This window comes from Streptomyces sp. NPDC001270 (genome assembly GCF_042896695.1).
Classification (GTDB): domain Bacteria; phylum Actinomycetota; class Actinomycetes; order Streptomycetales; family Streptomycetaceae; genus Streptomyces.
The window spans coordinates 1-23682 of the sequence record NZ_JBIAXM010000018.1 but is presented as its reverse complement, the minus strand read 5'-3'; the positions used below and the strand labels follow the sequence as shown (position 1 = coordinate 23682).

General features: G+C 73.3%; 18 protein-coding genes and 1 pseudogene. 13 read left to right on the top strand and 6 right to left on the bottom strand.

Annotated elements, in window-relative coordinates; genetic code table 11:
* The first annotated feature begins 2 nt into the window (after positions 1-2).
* Together ACFY2B_RS27840 and ACFY2B_RS27835 are read left to right on the top strand one after the other, a co-directional pair.
* A complete protein-coding gene (locus ACFY2B_RS27840; RefSeq protein ID WP_390765805.1) occupies positions 3-683 on the top strand; it encodes a BPL-N domain-containing protein in 681 nt (226 codons plus the stop codon).
* 7 nt (positions 684-690) lie between these two features.
* The gene (locus ACFY2B_RS27835; protein ID WP_390765804.1) at positions 691-1314 is read left to right on the top strand and encodes a 4'-phosphopantetheinyl transferase family protein; all 624 of its coding nucleotides are present in this window, start codon (positions 691-693) and stop codon (positions 1312-1314) included.
* 54 nt (positions 1315-1368) lie between these two features.
* Here ACFY2B_RS27835 and ACFY2B_RS27830 read toward each other — a convergent pair whose 3' ends face one another.
* Positions 1369-1581 carry a hypothetical protein gene (locus tag ACFY2B_RS27830; RefSeq protein WP_390765803.1) on the bottom strand — a complete coding sequence of 71 codons (213 nt, stop codon included), beginning with the start codon at positions 1579-1581 and terminating at the stop codon, positions 1369-1371.
* A gap of 151 nt (positions 1582-1732) precedes the next feature.
* Here ACFY2B_RS27830 and ACFY2B_RS27825 point away from each other — a divergent pair, with 151 nt between their 5' ends.
* Positions 1733-2410, top strand: coding sequence for a response regulator transcription factor (locus ACFY2B_RS27825; RefSeq protein ID WP_390765802.1), 678 nt, complete (start codon positions 1733-1735; stop codon positions 2408-2410).
* A 3-nt stretch (positions 2411-2413) separates the two neighbouring features.
* Entirely contained in the window at positions 2414-3790 is a 1377-nt protein-coding gene (locus ACFY2B_RS27820) for a sensor histidine kinase (protein ID WP_390765801.1), read from the top strand.
* Between the two features lie 175 nt (positions 3791-3965).
* On the opposite strand, the gene ACFY2B_RS27815 is transcribed toward ACFY2B_RS27820, so the two are convergent.
* Positions 3966-5102, bottom strand: a complete 1137-nt coding sequence (locus ACFY2B_RS27815; protein ID WP_390765800.1) for a cytochrome P450 — start codon at positions 5100-5102, stop codon at positions 3966-3968.
* A gap of 209 nt (positions 5103-5311) precedes the next feature.
* On the opposite strand from ACFY2B_RS27815, the pseudogene ACFY2B_RS27810 reads away from it, so the two are divergent.
* Positions 5312-5524, top strand: a pseudogene (locus tag ACFY2B_RS27810) (SAM-dependent methyltransferase); the annotation flags it as partial.
* 8 nt (positions 5525-5532) lie between these two features.
* On the opposite strand, the gene ACFY2B_RS27805 reads toward ACFY2B_RS27810, so the two are convergent.
* A complete protein-coding gene (locus ACFY2B_RS27805; RefSeq protein ID WP_390765799.1) occupies positions 5533-7449 on the bottom strand; it encodes a glycoside hydrolase family 97 catalytic domain-containing protein in 1917 nt (638 codons plus the stop codon).
* A 78-nt stretch (positions 7450-7527) separates the two neighbouring features.
* On the bottom strand, positions 7528-9846 hold the full coding sequence (locus ACFY2B_RS27800; protein ID WP_390765798.1) for a glycoside hydrolase family 95-like protein: 2319 nt from the start codon (positions 9844-9846) through the stop codon (positions 7528-7530).
* Positions 9847-10799: 953 nt separating this feature from the next.
* Between ACFY2B_RS27800 and ACFY2B_RS27795 the strand changes: the two genes are divergently transcribed.
* The 6 genes from ACFY2B_RS27795 to ACFY2B_RS27770 all read left to right on the top strand — a co-directional run bounded on the left by ACFY2B_RS27795 (position 10800) and on the right by ACFY2B_RS27770 (position 16780).
* Positions 10800-12032, top strand: a complete 1233-nt coding sequence (locus tag ACFY2B_RS27795) for a substrate-binding domain-containing protein (RefSeq protein ID WP_390765934.1) — start codon at positions 10800-10802, stop codon at positions 12030-12032.
* 3 nt (positions 12033-12035) lie between these two features.
* A complete protein-coding gene (locus ACFY2B_RS27790; RefSeq protein ID WP_390765797.1) occupies positions 12036-12830 on the top strand; it encodes an ABC transporter ATP-binding protein in 795 nt (264 codons plus the stop codon).
* Positions 12831-12898: 68 nt separating this feature from the next.
* Positions 12899-13696 (top strand): ABC transporter ATP-binding protein, encoded by a 798-nt coding sequence (locus ACFY2B_RS27785; RefSeq protein WP_390765933.1) that lies wholly within the window; start codon positions 12899-12901, stop codon positions 13694-13696.
* On the top strand, positions 13696-14583 hold the full coding sequence (locus ACFY2B_RS27780) for a branched-chain amino acid ABC transporter permease (RefSeq protein WP_390765796.1): 888 nt from the start codon (positions 13696-13698) through the stop codon (positions 14581-14583). Before ACFY2B_RS27785 ends, ACFY2B_RS27780 begins: the two co-directional genes overlap by 1 nt.
* A complete protein-coding gene (locus ACFY2B_RS27775; protein WP_390765795.1) occupies positions 14580-15842 on the top strand; it encodes a branched-chain amino acid ABC transporter permease in 1263 nt (420 codons plus the stop codon). The genes ACFY2B_RS27780 and ACFY2B_RS27775 overlap by 4 nt, the downstream gene beginning before the upstream one ends.
* On the top strand, positions 15839-16780 hold the full coding sequence (locus tag ACFY2B_RS27770; RefSeq protein WP_390765794.1) for an alpha/beta fold hydrolase: 942 nt from the start codon (positions 15839-15841) through the stop codon (positions 16778-16780). Before ACFY2B_RS27775 ends, ACFY2B_RS27770 begins: the two co-directional genes overlap by 4 nt.
* A 150-nt stretch (positions 16781-16930) precedes the next feature.
* Here ACFY2B_RS27770 and ACFY2B_RS27765 read toward each other — a convergent pair whose 3' ends face one another.
* Complete coding sequence (locus ACFY2B_RS27765; RefSeq protein WP_390765793.1) at positions 16931-19006, bottom strand: helix-turn-helix domain-containing protein; 2076 nt, start codon at positions 19004-19006, stop codon at positions 16931-16933.
* Positions 19007-19754: 748 nt separating this feature from the next.
* Between ACFY2B_RS27765 and ACFY2B_RS27760 the strand changes: the two genes are divergently transcribed.
* Entirely contained in the window at positions 19755-21224 is a 1470-nt protein-coding gene (locus ACFY2B_RS27760) for a PHB depolymerase family esterase (RefSeq protein ID WP_390765792.1), read from the top strand.
* Between the two features lie 144 nt (positions 21225-21368).
* On the opposite strand, the gene ACFY2B_RS27755 is transcribed toward ACFY2B_RS27760, so the two are convergent.
* Positions 21369-22802 carry a lamin tail domain-containing protein gene (locus ACFY2B_RS27755; RefSeq protein ID WP_390765791.1) on the bottom strand — a complete coding sequence of 478 codons (1434 nt, stop codon included), beginning with the start codon at positions 22800-22802 and terminating at the stop codon, positions 21369-21371.
* A gap of 552 nt (positions 22803-23354) precedes the next feature.
* On the opposite strand from ACFY2B_RS27755, the gene ACFY2B_RS27750 reads away from it, so the two are divergent.
* On the top strand, positions 23355-23682 hold a 328-nt coding region (locus ACFY2B_RS27750; RefSeq protein WP_390765790.1), incomplete at its 3' end, for an ATP-binding cassette domain-containing protein.

The following is a 23682-nucleotide window of genomic DNA, read 5'->3' as shown; positions in this document are numbered from 1 at the left end:
TCGTGACGGGCCCCGAGACCGCTGCCGGGCGTCCCCTGGCCCTCGTCTATCGCGGGCCGGCCTCGCTGCCCGGCTGCCCCGAGGCGGTCGCCGGGATGCTCTCCCGCGGCCCGTGGCAATGGGACGTGCGCTTCACCGGTCCGCGCGAGGAGTTCCCCCTGTCCGCCGCGTCCCTCTCGCATGCGTCGGTGTACGCCCAGCCGGGCGGCGGCACGCTGGTCCCCGCCTACCTCAGGCTTTTCCGGCGGCGCCGGGCGATCCGTGACTTCGTGCGCGCCGGCGGACGCTACCTGGGCTTCTGCCTCGGTGGCTACCTGGCGGGTGCCACCCCGGGTTTTGGGCTGCTGCCCGGCGACACCGACCGGTACATCTCCATGGCGGGGGCCACCGTCCAGGACGACGGCGACACGCTGATCGAGGTGTCCTGGCGGGGGCGCCCCCGCACCCTGTACTTCCAGGACGGCCCGGTCTTCGTCCTCGACGAGCACGCCGACGCCTCGGTCCTCGCCACCTACGCCGACGGCAGTCCCGCCGCCCTCGTCGCCCCCTTCGGGGCCGGCCGGGTGGCGGTGACCGGCCCCCACCCGGAGGCCACGGACGACTGGTACACCAGCCAGGGCCTGCCCGTGCTGCACACCCTCGACCTGGCCATGGACCTGGTGGAAGAGGCGATGCGGAAATGAGGCCGCGGTGAGCCCGCCGCCCGTCCTGTGGCTCGTCCACGCCGACCCGCGGGCCGCGCCGACGTCCCTGGACGCCGGTGAGCGCCGGCGGGCCCTGTCCTTCACCCGGCCCGAGATCCGCAGCCGGTACGTCTCCGCGCACACCGCGCTGCGCCGTCTGCTCGCCGAGCGGCTCGGCGTGGCACCCGGTCAGGTGGCGTTCGCCCGGGAACCGTGCCCGGTGTGCGGCGCCCCGCACGGCCGGCCGGCGGTGGTGGGCGGCACGACGCACTTCTCCCTGGCCTACAGCGGCGGCCTGTGTCTGATCGCGCTCGCCGACACCCCCGTCGGCGTCGACATGGAGTGCATCCCGTCGCCCCGCGTCGTGGCGGGGCTCGTCCCCGAGCTGCATCCGTCGGAGCGGGCCGAGCTGGCGGCCCTGCCCGAGAACGAGCGGGCCCTGGCCTTCGCCCGGGCCTGGGTGCGCAAGGAGGCGTACCTCAAAGGTCTCGGCACGGGTCTGGCGCGGGGCCTGACCCTCGACTACGTCGGCACCGGGCCCACACCGACCGCGGGGCTGCCGGGCTGGACGGTCGAGGACGTCACCGTGGACGTCAGCCGCGCCGCGGCGGTCGCGCTGCACCAGAGCTGAACGACGTCCGCGGGCGGTCCGTGGCGCGCGGTCACGGACCACCCGCGGATGCCGTCAGCCGAAGGGCCGCTCGGCGACGTGCGCCATGCGCACCAGGCGCTCCCGCTCGTCGAGTTCCCGGTCCTGTCGTCCGGGTCCCGCATCGTCCCGAACGCCTTCGGCAGTCCGCCGGACCCGGTCACGGTCGTCCACCACGTACCGCACACGCCCCCGGGTGGCCTGGTTCCGGTCCCCGGTCCGGCGTTCGTCGTCCCTGAGGTCCCTCATCGTCGCGCTCCTCGTCCGATCCATGTCTGCCTGACAACTCCAGCCTGCGGCCCGGGTGCTGAGAGGGACCTGAGAACGGGCCGCCTCCTCAGCGTCCTCTCAGGTAACAGTCGTCAGGGTTCGGAGCTACGGTGGAGTCGGAGAGACTGCCATGCGACTGCTGATCATCGAGGACGAGCACGCACTCGCCAGGGCCATCGCCGACGGACTCGCCGCGGAGGGCTTCGTCGCCGACGTCGCGTACGACGGCGCGGAGGGACTGTGGCGGGCACTCCATGAGCCGTACGACGTCATCGTGCTGGATCTGATGCTGCCCTCCCTGTCGGGCTACGAAGTCCTGAAACGGCTGCGGGCGGCCCGGGTGTGGACACCGGTGCTGATGCTCACGGCGAAGGACGGCGAGTACGACGAGGCGGACGCCCTCGATCTCGGCGCCGACGACTACCTGAGCAAGCCGTTCTCCTACGTGGTGCTCGTCGCCCGGCTCCGGGCGCTGCTGCGCCGCGGGGCGCCCGCCCGGCCCGCCGTGCTCACCGCCGACGACCTCACCCTCGACCCCGCGCGCCGGCGCTGCCGCCGCGGCCACCGGGACATCGACCTGACGGCCCGGGAGTTCACGCTCCTGGAATACCTGCTCCGGCATCCGGACGAAGTGATCAGCAAGACGGACCTGCTCTGCCACGTCTGGGACGAGCACTTCGACGGCGACACCAACATCGTCGAGGTGTACGTCGGCTATCTGCGGCGCAAGATCGACGTCCCGTTCGACCGGCGGACCATCGAGACGGTCCGCGGCGCGGGCTATCGGCTGCGCGGTAGCGCGAGGTGACCGGTGGCCGCCGGCGTCCGGTCCTGGTGGGGCCGCCGGTCGCTGCGCCTGCGGCTGACCGCCGCAGCGGCCGCCGTCATCGCGGCCGGGCTGACCGGAGCGGCTCTGCTGCTCGTCGTCTGGCTGCACACCAGCCTGATCAACGGCCTCGACCAGACCGCGCTGCAACGCGCGCAGGTCGTCGCCGCGGACGAGGGCACCAGCCGGATCCTTCCGGACGTGCCGGTCACCGGCCACCGGGAGATCGCCGTCCAGATCGTCGACGGCACGGGCGCCGTGCGCGCCAGCTCCGCCAACCTGCGGGGCCGGCCACGGGCGTTCACCTTTCCGGCGAGCCGGTCGGACACCCCCCACACCCACACCATCCATGACCTGCCGGTCCCGGGCGGTGGGACCTGGCGTGCCGTCGGTGTCCCCGCGGGCACACGACACAACCCCGTGATCGTGTACGTGGCCGTCCCCACCGAGAACGTCGACCGGGGCATCGCCCGGCTCGCCGCCGGTCTGGCCACCGGTGTGCCGGGGGTCGTCGCCCTGCTCACCGGTGTCGTGTGGATGCTCACCGGACGCGCGCTGCGTCCCGTGGACGCCCTGCGCGCCCAGACCGCCGAGATCACCGCGTCCGACCTGAGCCGTCGCGTCGACGTACCGCCCGCCGCGGACGCGCTCGGCCGGCTGGCCGCCACCTTCAACGACCTGCTCGCGCGGCTGGACACCGCGACCCGGCGGCAGCGGCGGTTCGTCGCGGACGCCGCCCATGAACTGCGCAACCCGCTCAGCACCCTGCACACCGGCCTGGAGGTGGCCGCCCACCATCCCGGTTCGGTCGACGGGCAGAGCCTTGCCGCCGGCCTGCTCCGGGAGAGCGAGCGGCTCATCAGGCTCGTCGACGACCTGCTGCAACTCGCGCGGCTCGACGCGCGGCCGCGACTGCGGACCCGCCCCGTCGACCTGGACGAGATCGTCTACGCCGAGGTGCGCGAAGCCCGCGGGCGCAGCCCGCTCGTGATCGACCGGCACGCCGTGGGCGCGGCACGGGTGACGGGCGACGGGGACGCGCTCACCCGTGTCGTGCGGAATCTCCTGGACAACGCCCTGCACTATGCGACCACACGTGTCGACGTCACCCTCAACGCCCGCGACGACAGCGCGAACCTGGTCGTCGCCGACGACGGTCCCGGCATTCCCGAGGCCGACCGGGAGCGCGTCTTCGGGCGCTTCACCCGCCTCGACCGCGCCCGTGCCCGCGACACCGGCGGCGCCGGTCTGGGACTCGCCATCGTCCGCGACATCGTCACGGCGCACCACGGCAGCGTCCGCGTCGAGGACAACCGGCCCGGCGCCCGGATGGTCGTCCGGCTGCCGCTGGAGAACCGGTGACGCCGCCGTACGACGCCGGCCGTGGCGAGGCCGCCGGGCGGCACGTGTGGGACGTCGGCCCGGCGCGGAGCGGAGGAGGGCCGCGGCCACCGGCGCACGGGGCGCCGCCGGACGAGCCGGAACGCCAGGTCAGGGACCGCTTCTCACCTCGTCAGGTGAGGCGACCCGGTCGGCGTCACCTGTCCCACCGCACCCACAGGTCGGCTGGTTTACGGAAGACCAGGCCGCGGACGGCCGCCGGGCGGTCCGGGTCGGCGCGCAGGCCGTCGAGACGGTCGAGGCAGGAGCGGAGCGCGATGCGGGTCTCCAGCCGGGCGAGGTGGGCGCCCAGGCAGTAGTGCGGACCGTGGGCGAAGGCGAGTTGCTGCCGGGAGTTGGGGCGGTGCAGATCGAAACGGTCGGGGTCGGGGAAGACGGCCGGGTCACGGCCCGCGGCCGCGAGGGAGACCGTGACCAGGTCGCCCGCGTGGATGTCCGCGTCCGCCAGCCGCACGTCCCGGGTGGCGTACCGGTCGACGACGGCCGCGGCGGGTTCCAGCCGCAGGGACTCCTCGATCGCGTTGTCCAGCAGATCCGGCTCCGCGCGCAGCTCCGACAGTTGCCCTGGTGCGTGCAGCAGGTGGAACAGGAGATTGGTGATCATCCCCTCGGTGGTCTCGATCCCGCCGAAGAGGAGGATGGCCGCGTTGGCGGACAGGTCCGGCAGCTCCAGTCTCCGGGCGGCGGTGACCAGCAGGGAGTGGGGCGATCCCGCGTCCACCGTGCCGGCGACGGCTTCGCGCAGTGCCGCGTAGGCGGCGGGTCCTTCGGTACCGGCCGCTCGGCCCTCGGTCAGCTCGTGCACGGAGCGGACGATGGCCTCGTACCAGGCCAGCACCCGGGGAACGGGGACGCCTTCCAGGCCGAGCGCCTGCGCCATCACCGTGGCGGCCAGCGGTCCGGCGAACTCCCGCCGCAGTTCGGCCGTCCCGCGGCCTTCGATGCCGTCCAGCAGACGGTCCGTCTCGTGCTGTGTGCTGTCGGCGAAGGAGTCACGGACCGCGCCGGGGCGGAAGCGGTCGGTGAAGGGTTCGCGGTGCCGGGTGTGTTCGGGCCCGTCGACGGAGAGCATGCTGGCACCGGTGACCTGCGCGGTCGTGAACCGGGGGTCGTCCACGGTGAACGTCTCGGCGTCCCGCATCACGGTGAGCGCCAGGGCCCGGGAGGTGACCACCCACCCGCCGAGCGCCGGCAGCCACGTCACCGGGGCGGTGTCCCTGAGCCGGGCCAGGTGAGGGTGCGGGTTCTCGGCCAGCTGAGTGAGCGTGATCATGCGTTCAGCCTAGAACAAGGAGGCCGGCGCCCCCTGTGGGCACACGTGCCGGCCGCGAGCGGCCGGGTCCCGCCCTCACATGTGCCGGAAAGACCGGCGGGGCCGTGTGTGTTTCCCGGGGTTCCCAAGTCTCCCTGGAGGTTGGATTGCCGGCCGCTCACGTGGTGTCCGCCAAGTGACCGACTCGCCGGGAGACGTACAGGCATGCTGACGCCCTCGGCCCCGACCCGACCGAGCCGCGAAGGAGGACCGACACCACGAAGGCGTACCCCGCGCGCGTGTACGACGTCTTCCTCGGCGGCAAGGACAACCACCCCGTCGACAGGGAGGGCGCGGCCGCCGCTCCGGCGCGCCGGCCCCGTGCCTTCCGCACCGCCCGGCACCACCGCGACTTCCTGCGGCGTGCGGTGACCACGCTTGCGGCGGGCCCTCACCGGTAGCAGGTGGTGACGCCGGGGTGCCAGCGGCAGGCGATCCCGGCGAAGCCGCCGCCGGCGGCCACGTCGATGCCGAGCGTGTCGCCTCCGCGCAGCACCTGCCGGTCCTGGACCAGTCCGTCGGCGCCGTCCCGGACCGTCTCCACCAGCCACCGTCCCGGGCCGAGCGCCATCGGCACCTCGGCCGGGTGCGCGGCACCGGCGTACACGCCGCCCAGGAACCAGCGGTCGCCGCTGCGGCGGGCGAGCACCGCCTCCTGGCCGGGCCGCCCGGCGAGCAGCCGGGTGTCGTCCCAGGCGGCGGGGACCTGTTCCAGGAAGTCCCGGGCGAGCGGGCGGGCGTCGTAGGACTCGGGGGTGCCCGCGAACATCTGCAGGCCCGACTCGTAGACGACGGCGAGTCCGGCCTCCGCGGCGTCGGAGTCGGGGCGCCGGCCCGTGCGCTGGAAACCGCCGGGGGTGAAGTCCATGGAGCCGATGACGTTGCGGGTGAAGGGCAGCGTGGTGAGGTGGCCGGCGGTGTTGGTCTTCTTCTCCTCGCCGCCGACGCCTTCCAGGGTCATGACCTGCGGCCAGGTGCGCTGGATGCCCTTGGGGACGGTGGAGCCGTGGAAGTCGACCATGAGGTGGTGGGCGGCGGTCTCCGCGAGGACGGCGTCGTACCACTGGAGCATGGGCTGCGCCTCGGAGTTCATGAAGTCGATCTTGACGCCCTTGACGCCCCATCGTTCGAGGGTGGGCAGCCACTGGGCACGTTCCTCGGGTGTGTCGAGGTCCCGCTGGTGGATCCAGACGATGATCCCGACGCCCTTGGCGCGTGCGTGGTCGACGAGGTCGGGCAGCCAGCTGTCGGTCTGCCAGTCGGGGTCGGTGGTGTCCCACTCGTCGGCCTTGAAGTACCAGCCCGCGTCGACGGCCTCGTAGGGCCAGTGCCGCTGAGCGGCGTAGTCGACGTACGCCTTCTGCGCGGCGAGGCTCTGGCCGGCGGCCCGGCCGCCTGCGAGCCAGGTCCACAGCACGTTCCCGGGCCGGATCCAGGAGGTGTCGGCCACCTTGGCGGCGGGGGCGAGGTCGTCGGTGAACGTGGACCGGGTGACGGTGGCGAGGTCGCCGACGACCATGGCCCGCCAGGGGGTGGTGAGGGGGCCGTCGGTGTGGACCCGGTCGTCGGCGAGTGCGATCCGGTAGGTGCCGGTGCCCTGGTCGTGCGCGAGCCAGGCACCCGAATAGGTGCCGGTGAGATCGGATTCGGCGAGCAGGGCGTAACCGCCGTCGGTCGCGAAGAGCGCCTGGTCCGAGTATGCGCCGGTCGGCGCGGTCGCGGCGGTGTACTGGTTGAACTGGCCCTCGTTGTCGACGCGGTAGGCGCCGAGCCACGCGCCGGCCTGCGGCGGCAGGTTGAACGCGGAGGTCTCGCCGAGCACGTCGCCGTGTCCGGCGGGCAGGACGTACCGGTAGGCGACGCCATCGGCGGAGGCGCGGACGACGAGGTCGAGGCGGGCGCCCGCGGCCGTGGCGAAGGACAGGCGGGTCTCGTTCATGCGGACCCGGCGCTCCAGCCGTTTGCCGGACTCCGTCCGGTACCGCTCGCTCACCCGCCGGTCGTTGCGGTCGAGGAAGCGCAGGCCCTGGGAGAGGTCGGCCCGTTCGGTCACGATGCCGACCGGCGACGGTTCGATGACGGTCCGGCCACCGCGCGTCACCGAAAGGCCCAGCGTGCCGGTCGTGTCGTCCAGGGACACCCGAGCACGCGGCTCCCGCGCCGTCGTGGAGCGCTCGGGGCCGGACACCGCCCAGACGTGCTCGGCGGGTCCGGTGTCCTGGCCGGCCCGTGCGGGCACGGCCGTGCAGAGTGTGGCCGCCAGGCCGGCGCAGAGCGCGGCGACCATGGTCTTGACGGGAACCGCCATGTGCACTCCCTGGGTGATGAGGCAGGTCGACGAGTGGAGTGGATCGGTGACCGGGTGGCGTGCGCGGAGGGGCCCGGCTCAGGTGAGCGGCAGCCCCCAGCGGGGCGCTTCCTCGTTCGGACGGACGGGGGTGATGGTCAGGTCGGGCCGGTCGCCCTTCGCCGTGATCAGCACCGACTCGCCCTTGCGCAGGTCGACCTGGACGATGCCGTCGCCGGCCTCGGTGTGGCGCAGCGGGCGGCCCCGCCCGTCGCGTACGTCGACCGGTCCCGGGATTCCGTGCCGTATCGCGCACGGCGCGCCCGCCTCGCTGACCAGTCGCACCCACCGGGTGGTGCCGCCCCGGCGGACCGCGCTCAGCAGGAAGGCGCCCTGGGTACGGAAGTCGTGGACGGTCAGGTCCGTCCAGGCGGCGGGCAGCGCGGGGAACACTCTGACGACACCGCCCCACGACTGGCACACCATGTCGTGCAGCGACTGGGCCGCCGACAGCGGTGTCTCGATGACCGGCCCCGACTCCTTGTACATGGTATTGGGCTGGATGAAGCGGGTCATCAGCTCACCGAGGTATTTCAGCGCGTCCTCGCCCTTGCCTAGCAGCGCCGACATCGAGGCGGCGCCCGTGAAGGTGTAGCCCTGGAGGGCGCCCTCGAAGCCGACCCAGTGCGCCAGTGACTTCTCGATCAGGGCGCGTTCGCCGGAGGTGCGGCCGGTCACCTCGTACAGCGGATAGACCGCCAGCAGGTGCGAGTAGTGGCGGTGGGACTTCGCGAAGGGGATGTCCGCGCCGATCATGAATCCGTTGGCGTCCGCCGGGTAGGCCACCCGCCTCGCCAGCACCTCGCGCCACCGGGGTGCCAGCGGATCGTCGATGCCGAGGAGGCCGGCGGATTCGAGAAGGGTGCGGCAGCCCCAGGTCAGGAGCATCAGGTCGTAGTTGCAGTCGCGGGTGTTGCCGCCGTACTCCGGGGAGAAGGTGGCGGGCAGATGCAGTCTGCCGTCCGGGCCGGGTTCGAGGAAGTGCAGGTAGTAGTTGATCGCCTTGCGCAGCAGGGGGTAGAGGACGTCCCGGAGGATCGACTCGTCCATCGTGTGGCGGTAGCTGAGCCAGACGTTGTGCAGCGCCCAGGTCAGATTGCCGACTTCGGGGGTCGGCGGGTCCTGTCCGGGGATGCCGACTCCGTAGCCGGTGAGGGTGCCGGCGGCGCCGTTGACGAGCTGGGGGTCGGTGGTGCGGGGGATGCCCAGCGAGTCGGTCCGGTACCGCGCGGCCACCTCTTTGGCGAGGTTGTCCCGGAACTCGCTCAACGCCCTGGTGACGGCGTCGAGTTCGAGGTGGTTGGAGCCGTGGATCAGCCAGTACTCCAACTGCGCGTTGAGGTTCCACCAGGTGTTCGGCCAAGGGGTCGGTTCGAGCCAGGGGCCGCTCGTCGCCATCACGGGGGCGTCGCGGCGGGCGGCGGCCGCGGCCTTGTACAGCTGGATCCAGTAGAAGCGCTGGACACGGGCGTCCGGGAGGGACAGGAAGCTCTTGCGGTAGTAGGCGTGCCACCAGGTGCGGTGGGTCGCCGCCAAAGCGGCGTAGGGAAGCCGGTCCACGGCACGGACCGCCTTCAGCGCCTGCTCCAGGGCGGTGTCCTTCGGGTACGAGTGCGCGACGTGCACGTACAGCGTGCGGGTCCGGCCCCTGGTCCGCTCCCGCCAGGCGGTGACGTGCCCACCACCCGCCAGCAGCGGCTGCACGGCGGCGCTCACACCGTCGTGGTCGGCCGTCTCGGCGGGCGGGTTGCCCTGGTAGCCGTCCGGCAGCGGTTTGAAGGCGGCCCGCGGGCTGATGGCCTCCGCCGGGTGGAACACCCAGCGGAAGCCGCGTTCCCCCTCGCTGGGTGTGACCTGCACGACGAGGATCGAGCGGTCGTTGTGGACCAGGGCGCGCAGGGTCAGGGTGCCCCGGTCGGTGGTGAGGGTGCCGGTCAGTTCGGCGTCGTGCAGCGACAGCCGCCAGTCGAGGCCGGAGATCGCGCCGACCGGCTCCAGCGTGAAGTACCCGATCGGCAGCCGGGCCAGGCCGAAGAGGGAGCCGAACTCGGGGCGGTGGTCCTGGACCTCGGAGTGCTGGACGTTGAACCGCACGGCGGTCGACGCGGCGCCCGGTTCGGCGTAGATCCCGGAGCCGAGGTGGCCGTTGCCGAGGAACGGGCCGTCGTACCAGGTCGTCGGCATGCGCTGCCAGACCAGATCGGCGTCGTCGAGAACGGTGCGCCACGGGTCAGCGGGGTCCGTCGCGTGCTCGGCGGGGTCCGCCGCCGTCGCCGGCGTGGGCAGGCCCGAGGCCAGCAGCGCGCCACCGAGGGCGGATCCGGTGGCGAGGACGGTACGTCTGGACGGGCTGGGCACGTTGCCTCCCGGCGACTCGGCGATTCATCGGAGCTATCCAGCGAGGTAACGTAGAGATGTGGCTGCTGCTCGTCAATACAGCGGGAGAGATCCGATGTGTTGACGTGCTGGCGACGGATCCAGGCTGCGCCGCAGACGACCGCCGTCCGCTCAGGCGGGTCGCCTTGCGGGAGGGATGGTGTGCGGCCCCGCGCGGCGGCATGACGGTGTGTCGCCACCACGGTGGCATGACAGTGTGTTGCGCACGCGGGGCATGGCGGTGCGCGGCCCGGCACGGCGGCGAGCTGCGGGTGCCGGGCCGCTCGGGCGGGCCGTGCCAGGTCGGGCGGATCACACCGGAGGGCCGGGCCGACCGGGTCATGCCGGGTCGGCCGGGTGTTCGGACCGCGCCCTCCCCTGTCACACCGTCACCAGGACCCGTCGGCCCTGCGCGACCGAGCCCACGGGGCCGCGCCGGAGGCCAACCGGCTCGCGGTCCACGCGGCACGACGTCCGTCGGCACGTACGTCGTCGGTCACCGGCCCGCACGGGAGTTGCGCGAAGCGCGTGCGGCGGGAAGACGAACCGCCCGTGTCCAGGTCCCCGTTGATGTCTCTCCGGTGGAGAGCGGCACCTGCGGCCGGTGGCCGGACAGCCCGGCTGAGCGGGCCGGGCCGTCCGGCCGGGTGTCCGGCGGCGCGAGAGCGGCCGGTGGACTGCGGCAGTGCGCGGGACGCCGGCCGGCCCCTGGGCACCGTACGAACCCCGTGGGCCACGGTGCCGTCGCCATATGGGGCGCACACATGAGTGCCCCCACAGGTGCGGTGTCCGACACCATGTCGGCGGCCGATCGGGGGCTTCTACCGTCCCCTCCGTCAGCAACTGCGCCGCCGCCGTCCGCCGCAGACGTGCCTCCCCGGGCACGGACGGGACCGGTGCGGCACCACCCTCCGGGAGCCGGTCCGATGCCCACGATGCCCGCGAACTCCGCACAGCCCCGCCGCACCAGAACCCTGGCCGCTGCCGCCGCCGTCACGGTCGCCGCCCTCCTCGCCGCCGGTTGTGCCCAGGCCGGTACGGCGGGTTCCGAGTCCGCCGGTGACGGCAAGGGCACCGCGCCCGTCGAGGTCGGCCTCGTCTACTCCAGGACCGGCCCGCTCGCCGCCTACGGCAAGCAGTACATCGAGGGTTTCAAGGCCGGGCTCGACTACGCCACCAAGGGCACCGGGAAGGTCGACAGCCACCCCATCGAGATCACCGAGCGCGATGACGCCGGGGACGCCTCGAAGGCAGTCGCCGCGGGCAAGGACCTCATCGGCAAGGGCACGAAGATCCTCGCGGGCAGCACGGACTCCGGCATCGCCCTTCAGATGGCTCCGCTGGCCGCACAGAACAAGGTGCTGTTCATCGACGGACCGGCCGCCACGGACGCGATCACCGGCATCAACACGTACACCTTCCGCTCCGGCCGCCAGTCCTACCAGGACACCCTGACCGCCGCCGCGATGCTCGGCGACGCCAAGGGCAAGAAGGTCACCGTGCTGGCCCAGGACTCCACCTTCGGCCAGGCCAACGTCGATGCCGTCAAGGCGGTGATCGGCGGTGAGGGCGCCGACGTCTCCTCCGTGCTGGCCCCGCCCGGCGCCACCGACCTGACCCCGTTCGCCCGGCAGGTCCGGGCCGCCGATCCCGACCTGGTCTTCGTGGCCTGGGCCGGTGCCACCGCCCCCGCGCTGTGGACCGCCCTCGACCAGCAGGGGGTGCCGGCCTCGTCGAAGGTCACCACCGGGCTCGCCGGAGCCGCCTCGTACCCCGTCTTCGGAGCCGGCGGACAGCAGATCACCTTCCTGGCGCACTACTTCCCAGGTGCGGCCGGCACCGCCGCGGAGCAGGCCATGACCGAGTCGGTCGAGAAGGCCGGCGGCACCCCCGACCTGTTCACCCCGGACGGCTTCACCGCCGCCCAGATGATCGTGCACGCCGTCGAGGGCAGTGCCACCGACACCGACGCCATGGTGAAGGCCCTGGAGGGCTGGACGTTCGACGGGGTCAAGGGCAGGCAGCAGATCCGCGCCGAGGACCACGCGCTGCTCCAGCCGATGTTCCAGGCGAGGCTCAAGGGCAGCGGCAGGACCGCCGAACCCGAACTGGTGCGGACGCTGCCGCTGGAGAAGGTGGCCCCGCCCGTCAAGCCGCTGGCGGGCTGACCCGTGACCACACCGTCCCACGGCACCGGGCCCGCCCCCGGTGCGACCGTGGCCCCCGCCGCCGTCCTCGGCCTGGAGTCAGCCGGCTGGTCCGTGGGCGGCGCCACCATCCTCTCGGGCATCTCCCTGGACGTGCGCGAAGGCGAGTTCCTTGCCTTCATCGGTCCCAACGGAGCCGGCAAGACCTCGCTGTTCAACCTGATCAGCGGGCTCGTCCCGGCCACCACCGGCCGGGTCGTCCTGGCCGGTGCGGACATCACCGGCGAGGCCCCGTACGCCCGGGCCCGGCGCGGTCTCGGCCGCACCTTCCAGACGTCGAGCCTGTGGCCCGCGATGAGTGTCGCCGAGCATGTCCGCCTCGCCGCGCAGGCGGCGGACGGCGGCTCGTACCGGATCTGGCGGCGGGCCTCCTGCTACCGGGACCGGGTCGACGACGTGCTCGCCCGCACCGGTCTCGTGCACCGCGCCGACGTGGCCGCCCGGTCCCTCTCGCACGGCGAGAAGCGGAAGCTGGAACTCGCCGTGCTGCTGGTCGCCGAGCCCCGGCTGATGCTGCTGGACGAGCCGATGGCGGGCGTCAGCGCCGAGGAAGTGCCCGCCCTGACCGAACTGATCCGCACCCTGCACCGCGACGAGGGCCGCACCGTGCTGATGGTCGAGCACCACATGGACGTCCTGCTGGGCCTGGCCGACCGGGTCGCCGTGATGCACCACGGCAGCCTGCTCGCGCTGGGCAGTCCCGAGACCGTCACCGCCGACGCCACCGTCCAGCAGGCGTACCTCGGGGAGGATCTGTGAGTCCCGACCGGACGGCCCGGACCGTCTCCGCCGCCCGCCCCGCGCCGGGCGGCGGGCCGCTGCTGGCCGTGCGCGGCCTGCGGGTCCTGATCGGCGGCCGGCACATTCTGCACGGCGTCGACCTCGATGTCGCCCGGCAGGGGGTCACCGCCCTGCTCGGCCGCAACGGCGCGGGCAAGACCACCACCGTGCGCGGTGTGCTCGGCCTGGTGCCACGCACCGGCAGTGTGCTGCTGGACGGCGAGGAGACCGTGGGCCTGCCCACCCACACCCTGGTGCGCCGCGGCATCGGCTACGCCCCCGAGGACCGGGGCGTCTTCGCCGGGCTGAGCGTCGCGGAGAACCTGCGGCTGGCCGAACGCGCCGACGGCACGCCGGACTACGCCCTCGTCCACGAACTGTTCCCCGAACTGCTCCGGCGGGCCGGGCAGGCGGCCGGCACGCTGTCCGGCGGCCAGCAGCAGATGGTGGCCATCGGCCGCACCCTCCTCAACGGCAACCGGCTGATCATCGCGGACGAGCCGACCAAGGGTCTGGCCCCGAAGGTCGTCACCGAGGTCACGCGGGTACTGGAGCGTGCCGCCGAGGCCGTCCCGGTGCTGCTCGTGGAGCAGAACCTCGCCATGGTCCGCCGGCTCGCCGCGCACTGCGCGGTGCTCGCCGACGGCCGTACCGCCCATCAGGGACCCGCCGCCGACCTGCTCGGCGACCCGGAGGCCACCCGCCGCCTGCTCGGCGTCGGCCGCGCGGCCGCCCCCGCGCACCCCGCCACCCCTGCCGCGCCGACAACCACGGACCCGCCCGCCGGGGCCGGCGGACCCGGGCCCGCGGTGCGGCGGTCCGACCGTACGGAGGCCGACGTCTGATGGACACCGTCGTCCTGCTCACCCTGACCGGACTCGGTCTCGGTGCGCTGTACTTCCTCGTCGCTTCCGGGCTGTCGCTGATCTTCGGCCTGATGGACGTGCTCAACTTCGCGCACGGCGCGCTGCTGTCCATCGGCGCCTACGCCACCTGGTGGGCCGCCTCCGGCCACCTGCCCGGCGCAGGCTCCGGCGGCTTCGGTTTCGTGCTCGCCGTCGTGTTCGGGGTGGTGGCCGGCACGTGCGCGGCGGTCCTGCTCGAACTGGCCGTCGTCCGGCCGCTGTACACCCGGCCGCGTGAGCAGGTGCTCGCCACGGTCGGTGTCTCACTGGCCGTGCCCGCGCTGCTGTCGGGCATCTGGGGCACCGACGCCCTGGCCTTTCCCGGTCCGAAGGCGCTGGAGGGCACGGTCGGCCTGCTCGGCGCGCGGATCCCGGCCGACCGGCTCGTGCTGATCACCGGGGCGGTCCTGGTCTGGGCGGGTCTGAAGCTGTTCCTCGACCGCACCCGGCACGGACTGGTGGTCCGCGCGGGCGTCGAGGACCGGGCCATGGTGACCGCGCTGGGCATCGACGTCCGCAAGGCGTTCACCCTGGTCTTCGCGATCGGCGGGGCAGCCGCCGCACTGGGCGGTGCGCTCGGCGGCCTGTACTTCGGTTCGGTCGACCCCCGCCAGGGCACCTCGCTGCTGATCTTCGCGTTCGTGGTCGTCGTGACGGGCGGCATGGGCTCGGTGACCGGTGCGGCCGTCGCGTCCGTCGTCATCGGCCTCGTCCAGCAGTTCGCCAACTACTACACCACCGCCGGACTCGGCGATCTCGCCGTCGTCGTACTGCTCGCCGCCCTGCTGCTGGTGCGTCCGCGCGGTCTCACCGGGAGGCTCGCATGAGCACCGTCAGCGACACGGGCGCCCGTCTCGCCGCCCGCCCGGAGCGGTCCGCCGCCCGTCGCCTGCTGCGCTGGTGGCCGGTGGGCCTGTTCGTCCTGCTGTTCGTGCTGCCGTACAGCGCCGTCGAGATCCCCGGCCTGCTTGACGGGCCCGTCGGCAGCGCCGGCAGCCTGCAACTGCTCGCGCTGTGCCTGCTGTACGGCGCGCTGGCGACCGGCTACGACCTGCTGCTGGGCCGCACCGGCCTGCTGTCCTTCGGGCACGCGCTGTACTTCGCCGCGGGCAGCTACGCCACCAACACGATGATGCAGGAGGCCGGCCTGCCGTTCGGCCTGTCCGCCGTGCTCGGCCTGGTCTTCGGCATCGCCCTCGCCCTGCTGCTCGGCTCGGTGAGCCTGCGGGTCACCGGTATCGGCTTCTCGATGGTGACGCTGGCGTTCGCACAGGCCGCCGCCATCCTGGTCAGCCGCGATCCGGGGGGTTTCACGGGCGGCGAGGAGGGCCGTGCGGTCGCCGCCGGTCCGCTGCCGGCCGGGCTCGTCGGCATCGAGCACACCGCCACCCTGTACTGGATCACGCTCGCGTTCCTCGTCCTCACCCTCGCGGTGGTGCACTGGACCACCCGCTCGCCGACCGGCCGGGTCTGGGAGGGCATCAAGGAGAACGAGCGCCGCGTCGAAGTGCTGGGGCTGCGCCCGTACGGGTTCAAACTGGTGGCCTTCACCGTGGCGAGCGGCCTGGCCGCACTGGGCGGCATCGTGCATCTGTTGCTGACCGGCGGCTCCACCCCGCACACCACCAGTTCGGAGTTCACGCTGTCGCTGCTGGTGATGGTCGTCCTCGGCGGCTCGGGCACCCGGTGGGGCCCGATGCTGGGCGGGATCCTGTACACCTGGGCCGACCAGCGTCTCGGCGATCTGGCGGGCTCGGCGGCCGTCGCCGATCTGCCCGCCGTGCTGCGGGTGCCGCTCAGCCAGCCGCTGTTCCTGCTGGGCGTGCTGTTCGTGGTCGTCGTCGGCGTCCTGCCCGGCGGACTGGCCGCCCTGCCGGGCCGTGTCCGTGCCGCCCGCACCGCACGCCGCGGCAGAGGGGACGCGGGCAGTGGGGAGCGCGAGGGAGAATCGGCCCAGGACGGGTCGGGACCCGGCACCGGCGACACGTCGGCCGCTTCCGCCGTCCCGCCCTCCAGTGCCTCGGCCGCTTCCGCCGATGCCGATGCCGATGCCGATGCCGATGTCAAGGAAAGGCAGACGTCGTGACCACCGCCGACACCGAGCCCGCCGACACCCCGACCGGTCCCGAACCACTGCCCTTCGAGGAACTGCGCGTCCCCGTCCCCGGCGGCGACCTGGCCGTGCTGCGCTGGACCGCGGCCGATCCCGGGGCGCCCACCGTGCTCGCCCTGCACGGCATCACCGCCAACGGCCTGTCCTGGGGAACGGTCGCCCGCCGGCTCGCGGGCCGCGCCACGCTCGTCGCGCCCGACCTGCGGGGACGCGCGGGCAGCGCGGGCCTGCCCGGGCCGTACGGCATCGCCGCGCACGCCGACGACGCCGCCGCGGTCGCCGAGGCGCTGGGGCTGCGAGGGCCGGTGCTGGCCGGGCACTCGATGGGCGCGTTCACGGCGGCCCTGGCCGCCGTCCGCCACCCCGGGCGCTTCGGTCGCCTGCTGCTCGTGGACGGCGGCGTCGGGTTCCCGGCACCCACCCAACTGTCCCCGGACGAGCTGATGACCGCGGTCATCGGCCCCGCCATGGACCGGCTGTCCATGGTCTTCCCCGACCGGGCCGCCTACCGCGCGTTCTGGCGGGTGCACCCCGCGTTCACGGACCGGTGGACCCCGGAGGTCGACGCGTACATCCAGCGGGATCTGGTGGGCGAGGAGCCGGAACTGCGGTCCTCGTGCCGTCTGGAGGCCGTCCGCACCGACGGCGTCGGCCTGTTCGACGCGGACGTGCTGGCCGCGGTACGTCATCTGCCCGGCCCCGCCACCCTGCTGTGGGCGGACCGCGGCCTGATGGACGAGCCGCAGGGGCTGTACGACGAGGAACGCCTCGCCCGTGCCGGCCTCGACGGCACCGGCGTGACGCCCCTGCGCGCCGCGGACACCAACCACTACACGGTGCTCACCGGTGAGGAGGGCGCGGCGCTCGTCGCCGATCTGCTGCTGAAGGCCGCCGCAAGGGCCACCGGCTGACCGCCGTACGGTCGGCGCGGGCCGGCGCCGGAGCGGCCGGCCCATGGCAGAGGGCCGGCCTCCGCTTCACCGTCGGCCTGCGGTTCGCCGCCGGCCGACGGAGTCACACCGACCACGGGAAGGCCGCGAACGCGCCCCGACAAGGAACTGTCAGCCGCTCAGTTCCCTCAGCCTGAGGGCCAGTTGCAGCTCCAGCGCGCGGTCGGGGTGGTTCCAGTCCGCGCCGAGCAGCACCTCGATCCGGTCCAGCCGCTGCACGACCGTGTTGACGTGCACGTGCAGCGTGTCCTTGGCCCGGGTCAGGCTGCCGCCCGCGCCGAAGTAGGCGGCGAGGGTACGGACCAGTTCGGTGCCTCGCCGGGCGTCGTACTCCAGGAGCGGCCCGAGCGTGCCGCGCACGAACCCGTCCACGTCCTTGTCGTCGCCCAGCACCACGCCGAGGAAGCCGAGTTCACCGGCGGACGCGCCGTCGCCGTGGCGGCCCAGTACGTGCAGGGCGCGCAGGCAACGCACCGCCTCCGCGTGCGCGTCCGCGATCCGGGACGGGCCGAAGACCGGTCCGGCCGCTGCCACCGTGACCGCGGCACCCGCGAGATGCCCGAGCTGGACGGCGGCGGCACGGGCGGACTGCCCGGGCGTGTACCGCTCGTCGGCGGCCATCAGCAGCACGACGGCCCCGGCGTGTTCGGCGCCGGCGCTGCCCGCCGGGGCGCCGAAGAGGTAGCGGACGGCGGCCGAGCTGAGCCGGTCCCGGGCCGCGGGTTCGGTGGCGGCGACCAGCACCAGGTACGGCCGGTCGAGGTCGAGGCCCAGTCTGCGGCCCCGCTCGGCGAGCAGCGCCGGATTGCGGCCGGCGTCGGTCAGCAGGTCGGTGACCAGTTCGCCGCGCACCCGGTTCTCGGTCTCCGCGACCGTACGCCGCAGCAGCATGAGCAGACCGGTGACGACGCCCGCGCGTTCGAACATTCGCCGGTCGGCGTCCTCCAGCGCGCGGCGCCGGTGCAGCACCATGATGGCGAGCAGTTCGGGCCCGGCCAGCACCGCGCAGATCCACCGCCCCGAGCGCGCCGTCGCGCGGCCCGCCGTACGGGACTCCTCGGCCGCCGGAACCAGCCAGCCGACGTCCACCGAGTCGGCGGCGAACGGCCCGCCGTCGTGCCGTACGGCGGCGAGCGGCCGGCCACCCGGGTCGTGCACGGTGATCGCCCCGTCGAGCAGCCCGGCCACGGCGGCGGCCACCTCCCGCACGTCCCCGCCGCGCAGGACGAGGTCGGTGAGCCGGTCGTGCGCCGCCTCGGCCCGCTGCACGGCCGCCGCGTGCGCCCGTACGACCTCGTTGGCCTCGGCGAGTTCGGCGAGCGCGGCCCGGGTGTCGTCGAGAGCGCGCGCCGTGTCGATCGCGATGGCGGCGTGTGCGGCCAGCGAGGAGAGCAGCGCCACCTCGTCGGGGCTGAACGAGCGGGGGTTGCGGTCGGCCGCGAACAGCACGCCGATCACCTTGCGGTCCCCGCCGTGCACCGAGCCGAGCAGCAGCGGCACCCCGAGGATCGCGACCAGGCCCTCCTCGGACACGCCCGCGTTGATGTTACGGGTGTGGTGGAAGCGGTCGTCGGTGGGGTAGTCGGGGGTCGCGTACGGGCGGGCGGTCTGCGCCACCAGACCGCCGAGACCTTCGCCGAGTTCGAGCCGGAGGTTCTGGAACACCGGGGAGACGGAGCCGTCCGTGACCCGCATGTAGGTGTCTCCGGCCTCCTCGTCCGGCAGCGTCAGATAGGCGGTGTCGGTGCCCAGCAGCATCCTGGCCCGCCGGACGATGGCCTTCAGCACCTCGTCGAGGTCGCGGGAGGCGGCGAGGTCGCCGGCCGTGTCGAACAGGGCGGTGAGTTCGAGTTCGCGGCGGCGATGGGCGCGCAGCGAACTGCGCACCCGCAGCGCCGTGGCCACGGCCCGTTCGGTCTCCGCCAGATCGGCCCCGTCGACACCCGCCGCGCGCGCCTGGCCGGTGACCGCGCCCAGCGCCTCGGCGGGCGCGCCGGCCGCGAGGAGTTCCAGCAGGCGCCCGAGGTGCGGGGCGGCGGAGGCCCCCGGCACGGCGAGCGGGTCCGGTCCGGCGAGGGGGTCCGGTCCGCCGAGGGCACGGGGCGCGGGCCCGGCGGTGCGGGTTCGCGGTGCCGACGGCGCGGCGAGAGGCCGCCCTTCGCCGCCCGGTGCGTTGCTCGCGTCCATCGCCGTCTCCCGTGTCACAGCCGCCGCCGGTTCCTCGCCGGTGCGCCACCCTGCCAGTCCCGCCCGTCCACGTCACCCCCGTGAACTGGTGTTTTCACGTCTGTTCGGCCACGGGGCGCAACCGTGCACGGAGCACCCGGCGAGGCACACCGGCCGTCGGCGGGCGGGCAGGGCGGCCGTCCCCGCTCCGGCGGGCCACGCTCGTCACGGGCCGCGAGCGGCATCGGACGCCCACCGGGCGCGAACGGGCCCTGGTGCGACACGCGGAGTGGGTCGGGGCGTCCGTCCGGTGACCGGCCGCCGTACTCGACGTGCTCTCCATGGCCGTCACCGTAGGGATGCCGACCGGATCACTCACATGTGGGCGGCCCACACAGCGCCCGGCCCCGCCATGGTGTCCGACACCATGGGCCCACGGCGCGCGATGCCCGCACCTTCGGTGGTGCGGCGGGGGCGATGGCCGGGCGGGGAGGCCGGCGCAGGCCGTCGGACACGGGAACCGGGCAACGGCCCGTATCCACACTTCCCAGGGCACCCGATGGTGACCGCCCATATGTCCGCGGCCGACACGCCGCGCCTAACGTCCTTGCTCGGCAAGCGGTCGGCGGCCCGTTCCCGGGCCGTCCGGCCATCGGTCCGGGCGGGACCCCGGACGCGGTGGACCGCGTGCCCCACCGACCGCCCAGAGCCGCGCGGACGGGTTCCTCCCCCGGCCGCCGTGCGGTTCGCGCACCCCGGAGGTTCCACCGTGCGCCCCACCACCCTCCTCGGCCGACTCGCTCGGCTGGTCGGACGGTTCGCCGTGTCCGGCCTGCTCGCGGCAGCAGCCGGAACCACGGTCCTGACCCAACCCGCGTCCGCCGCGGGCGGGTTGACCGCCGTCACCGGATTCGGTTCCAACCCCGGCAACCTGTCGATGTACAGCTACGTCCCGGCCGGTCTGCCCGCCGGCGCCCCGCTCGTGGTCGCGTTGCACGGCTGCGGCCAGACCGCCAACGACTACTACGCCAACTCCGGTTGGCCGAAATTCGCCGACGAGTACGGCTTCGCGGTGGTGTTCCCGCAGACCAGCTCGTCGAACAACGCCCTCTCCTGCTTCACCTGGTTCGATCCGGCCGACTCCGCCCGCGGCAAGGGCGAGGCGGCCTCGGTGGCCCAGATGGTCACCAAGGCCGAATCGCTGTACGGCTCCGACGCGCGGCGCGTGTTCGTGACCGGGCTGTCGGCGGGTGGCGGCATGGCGGCGGATCTGCTCGCCGCGTATCCGGACGTGTTCGCGGGCGGCTCGGTCGACTCCGGGCTGCCCGCGCAGTGCGCGACCAGTCAGCTGGGCGCGTCCAGCTGCCAGTTCGGAAGCGTCGATCTCACCCCGGCGCAGTGGGGCGACAAGGTCCGCGCCCAGTACCCGGGGTATGCCGGCCCCTGGCCGCGCGTCGCGATCTGGCAGGGCACCTCGGACTACACCGTCGACCCCGTCAACGCGACCGAGTCGCGTGACCAGTGGACCAACGTCCACGGCCTCTCGCAGACCCCGTCCAGCACCGTGAGCCTGCCCGGCAACACCACACTGACCAGCTACAACGACAGTTCCGGCCAGGCCGCCGTGCAGCTCTACCAGATCAACGGCATGGGCCACGGCCTCGCGGTGGATCCGGGCTCCGGTGCCCAGCAGTGCGGCACGACCGCGGCGTACTTCCTCGACACGATCTGCTCCAGCTACTACACGGCGCGGTTCTGGGGCCTCGACCGGAGCGGCGGCACCGACCCGGGCGGTGCGCAGCTCCCGGCGCCGACCGGCCTCGCGGCGGGCACCGTCACCGACACCTCGATCGCCCTGAGCTGGTCCACGGTCCAGGGTGCGGCGTCCTACCGCGTCCTGCGCAACGGCGCCCAGGTCGGCGCGCCCGCAGGCACCGCGTTCACGGACACCGGCCTGGCCCCGGCCACGTCGTACACGTACACGGTCGCGGCGGTCGGCTCCGACGGCACGGTCGGCAAGGTCTCCTCCCCCGTCACGGCCACCACCACCGGCTCGGCTCCGGTCTGTACGACGGCGAGCAACTACGCCCACGTCGCCGCGGGCCGGGCCCGTACCAGCGGCGGCTACACGTACGCCAACGGATCAGGCCAGAACATGGGTCTGTACAACGTGTTCACCACTCACACCCTGAAGGAGACGTCCCCCGGTTACTACGTCCTCGCCGACTCCGGCTGCTGACCCGCCCGTCCACCGGGCCGACCGGCGGTCCGAGGCCGGCCCGGCGAACGGGTCGGGGTCGGGGTGACGCTCCCCGAAGGCCGGTGGCGAAAAAGGTCCACGGCCCCGGCCGGTACGGCGTGACCGTGGACCTGGGGCGCCGGATCAGCAGGTGATGCTGCCCTTGCGCAGGGCGTGACCGCTGTCGTTGGCGTCGTCGGCCCAGTAGACGGGCTTGGCACCGCCGACGCATTCGTCGGCCCCGGCCACCGAGAAGCCTTCGTTGTTGATGTCGGGCATGCCGCTGGGGCGGTTGTAGACCGCGGTGGTGGCGAACACTCCGGAGGCATCGACCTGCATCGTCCTGTGCTGGCCGTGGCAGGTGTCGTCACAGACCACCCAGAGACGGGATGCCTGCGGCTCCCACTGCAGTTCCATGACGCCGGCCATGCCGCTGCCGACGGACGCGACGCGGGTGAACGTGCCCGTGTCCTGGAGCACATAGCCGTGGACCGTGCCGGTGCCTTCGACACCGACGAAGAAGACGCCGCCGCTGTGGGAGCCGTAGCGGCTCGGGTCGTAGGCCGCCCCGGTGGACGCGTCCTTGAAGCCCGCGCCGGTCAGGTAGCCGTCGGGGACCCAGGTGATCCCCTCGAAGCCGAGGTTGGAGCCCAAGGACGGCAGATCCGAGGTCAGGTTCCACTCCTTGGTGGCCGTCAGGGTGCCGGCGCCGCCACCGACGTCGTACCGGAGAACGGACAGCCGACTGGTCCCGGAGGCGTCGCCGTTGCGCTCGCTCGCGACGAACACCCCGCCCGCGGAACCGGCGCCGGTGAGGGTGACGCCCTCGCTGTCAGGGGTGCCGGAGCCGCTGGGGAAACGGAGGGCCTTGCCGGAGGTCCAGCCGTTGGCGGTGTCCGGCTTCCAGCCGCCGGAGCCGTTGGGCACCAGCCTCCAGAGCTTGCCGGAGTTCTGCGCGCCCCACAGCACGCCGCCCTCCTGGAAGAGGCCGCTGAGGTCCTCACCGAAGACGTTGGAGGCGTCGGCGGTCGTGACGGAGTCGCTGCCGGGCCAGGCCACCGGCGAGGTGCCGGCGCCCCCGTCGGAGCCGCCGTCGCAGTTGTTCGCGGCGCCCAGGGTCAGGGAGGCCGCCCGGAAGTCGCCGGTGCCGTCGGGGCACCGCGACCAGGAGGGGGCGGAGTGCTCGCTCCAGCTGAAGCCGTCGACGAGGGTGGAGCCGTCGGGGAGGTACAGACGCGCCTGGTCCTTGGAGCCGAGGCCGAACTGGCCGTGCACGTCGAAGGCCCGGAATCCGCCCGCGGCCAGCGTGGTACCCGAGGCGATCTTGTACTTCGAGCTGTTGCTGTCGTCCTTGAGGATCCAGCCCGAGACGTCGACGGCGGACGTGCCCTTGTTGTAGAGCTCGATCGAGTCGTTGACGTCTCCGGTCGTCACCACCTCGTTGATGCGTACGTCGTCGGCCGGGGCCGCCTGGGCCGGCGACGCCATGAGCGTTCCGGCGACCAGCGCGGGGCCGGCCACGGCGGCGAGCAGGAGGGCAAGGCGACGGCGCCACCCGGGCGCGCGTACTTCGGTCACGGTGTCCGTCCTCAGGAGCGTGGTGACAGGGCGGCATGAGGTTTCCGGCCCTGGCCGAACAGCCGACTTCCGGTGGGTGGTTGCCGGGTGAACGACCCTTGAACCGGGGTGTGGCTCCGGGCAAGTGTGCCCCGGCGGATCGACGACCATGCCCACTCGTGCGGAAACATGTGCCGACGGGCGCGGGCGCAAGCGCGCCCCGGGACCGGTCACGTTCGGCACGGTGGTCGGCGGCCCCCACGGGCGTGACGGAGAGTCGGCACAAGGGCGCAGAAGGGCCAGAAGGGCCTCCACCACACCCGCAACAAAACCTTCCGAACACCCTGGCAAAGAAAAGAAAAAGAATGGCATTGCCGCCACCAAGCCCTCCGTAGCAACCCTCTGACCAGCTGTTTTGCTGGGCGCCACATCAACCGTTCCGGTTCGGTGGCCTCCAGGACATCAGTAAGGGAGGTGTCGGTCGCTTTTCGTTCCAGGAACGTTCAACCGACGGTCTGTGTACAGGTTGTGTGCGGTCCCTAAGGTTCCTGAGGTTTTCGAAAGAAGGGGCTCATGGACACACCCTTGGCGATCCGGGCGCGCGGCATCGCGAAACGTTTCGGCGAGGTCGTCGCGCTCGACGGCGTCGATCTGGATGTGGCGCAGGGTCAGATCCATGGCCTGGTGGGGCCGAACGGCGCGGGCAAGACGACGCTGCTCGGTCTGCTGCTGGGCCTGTCCGTCGCGGACAGTGGTGAGCTGGAGATCCTGGGCGCGCGGTTCGGGCGGGCGCTGGCCGTGTCCGGCGGGGTGGCGGGTTTTGTGGACGGGCCGGGGCTGTATCCGCAGCTGTCGGCCCGGCAGAACCTGGCCGCGCTGGCCGCGTTGCGCGGTCAGGAGG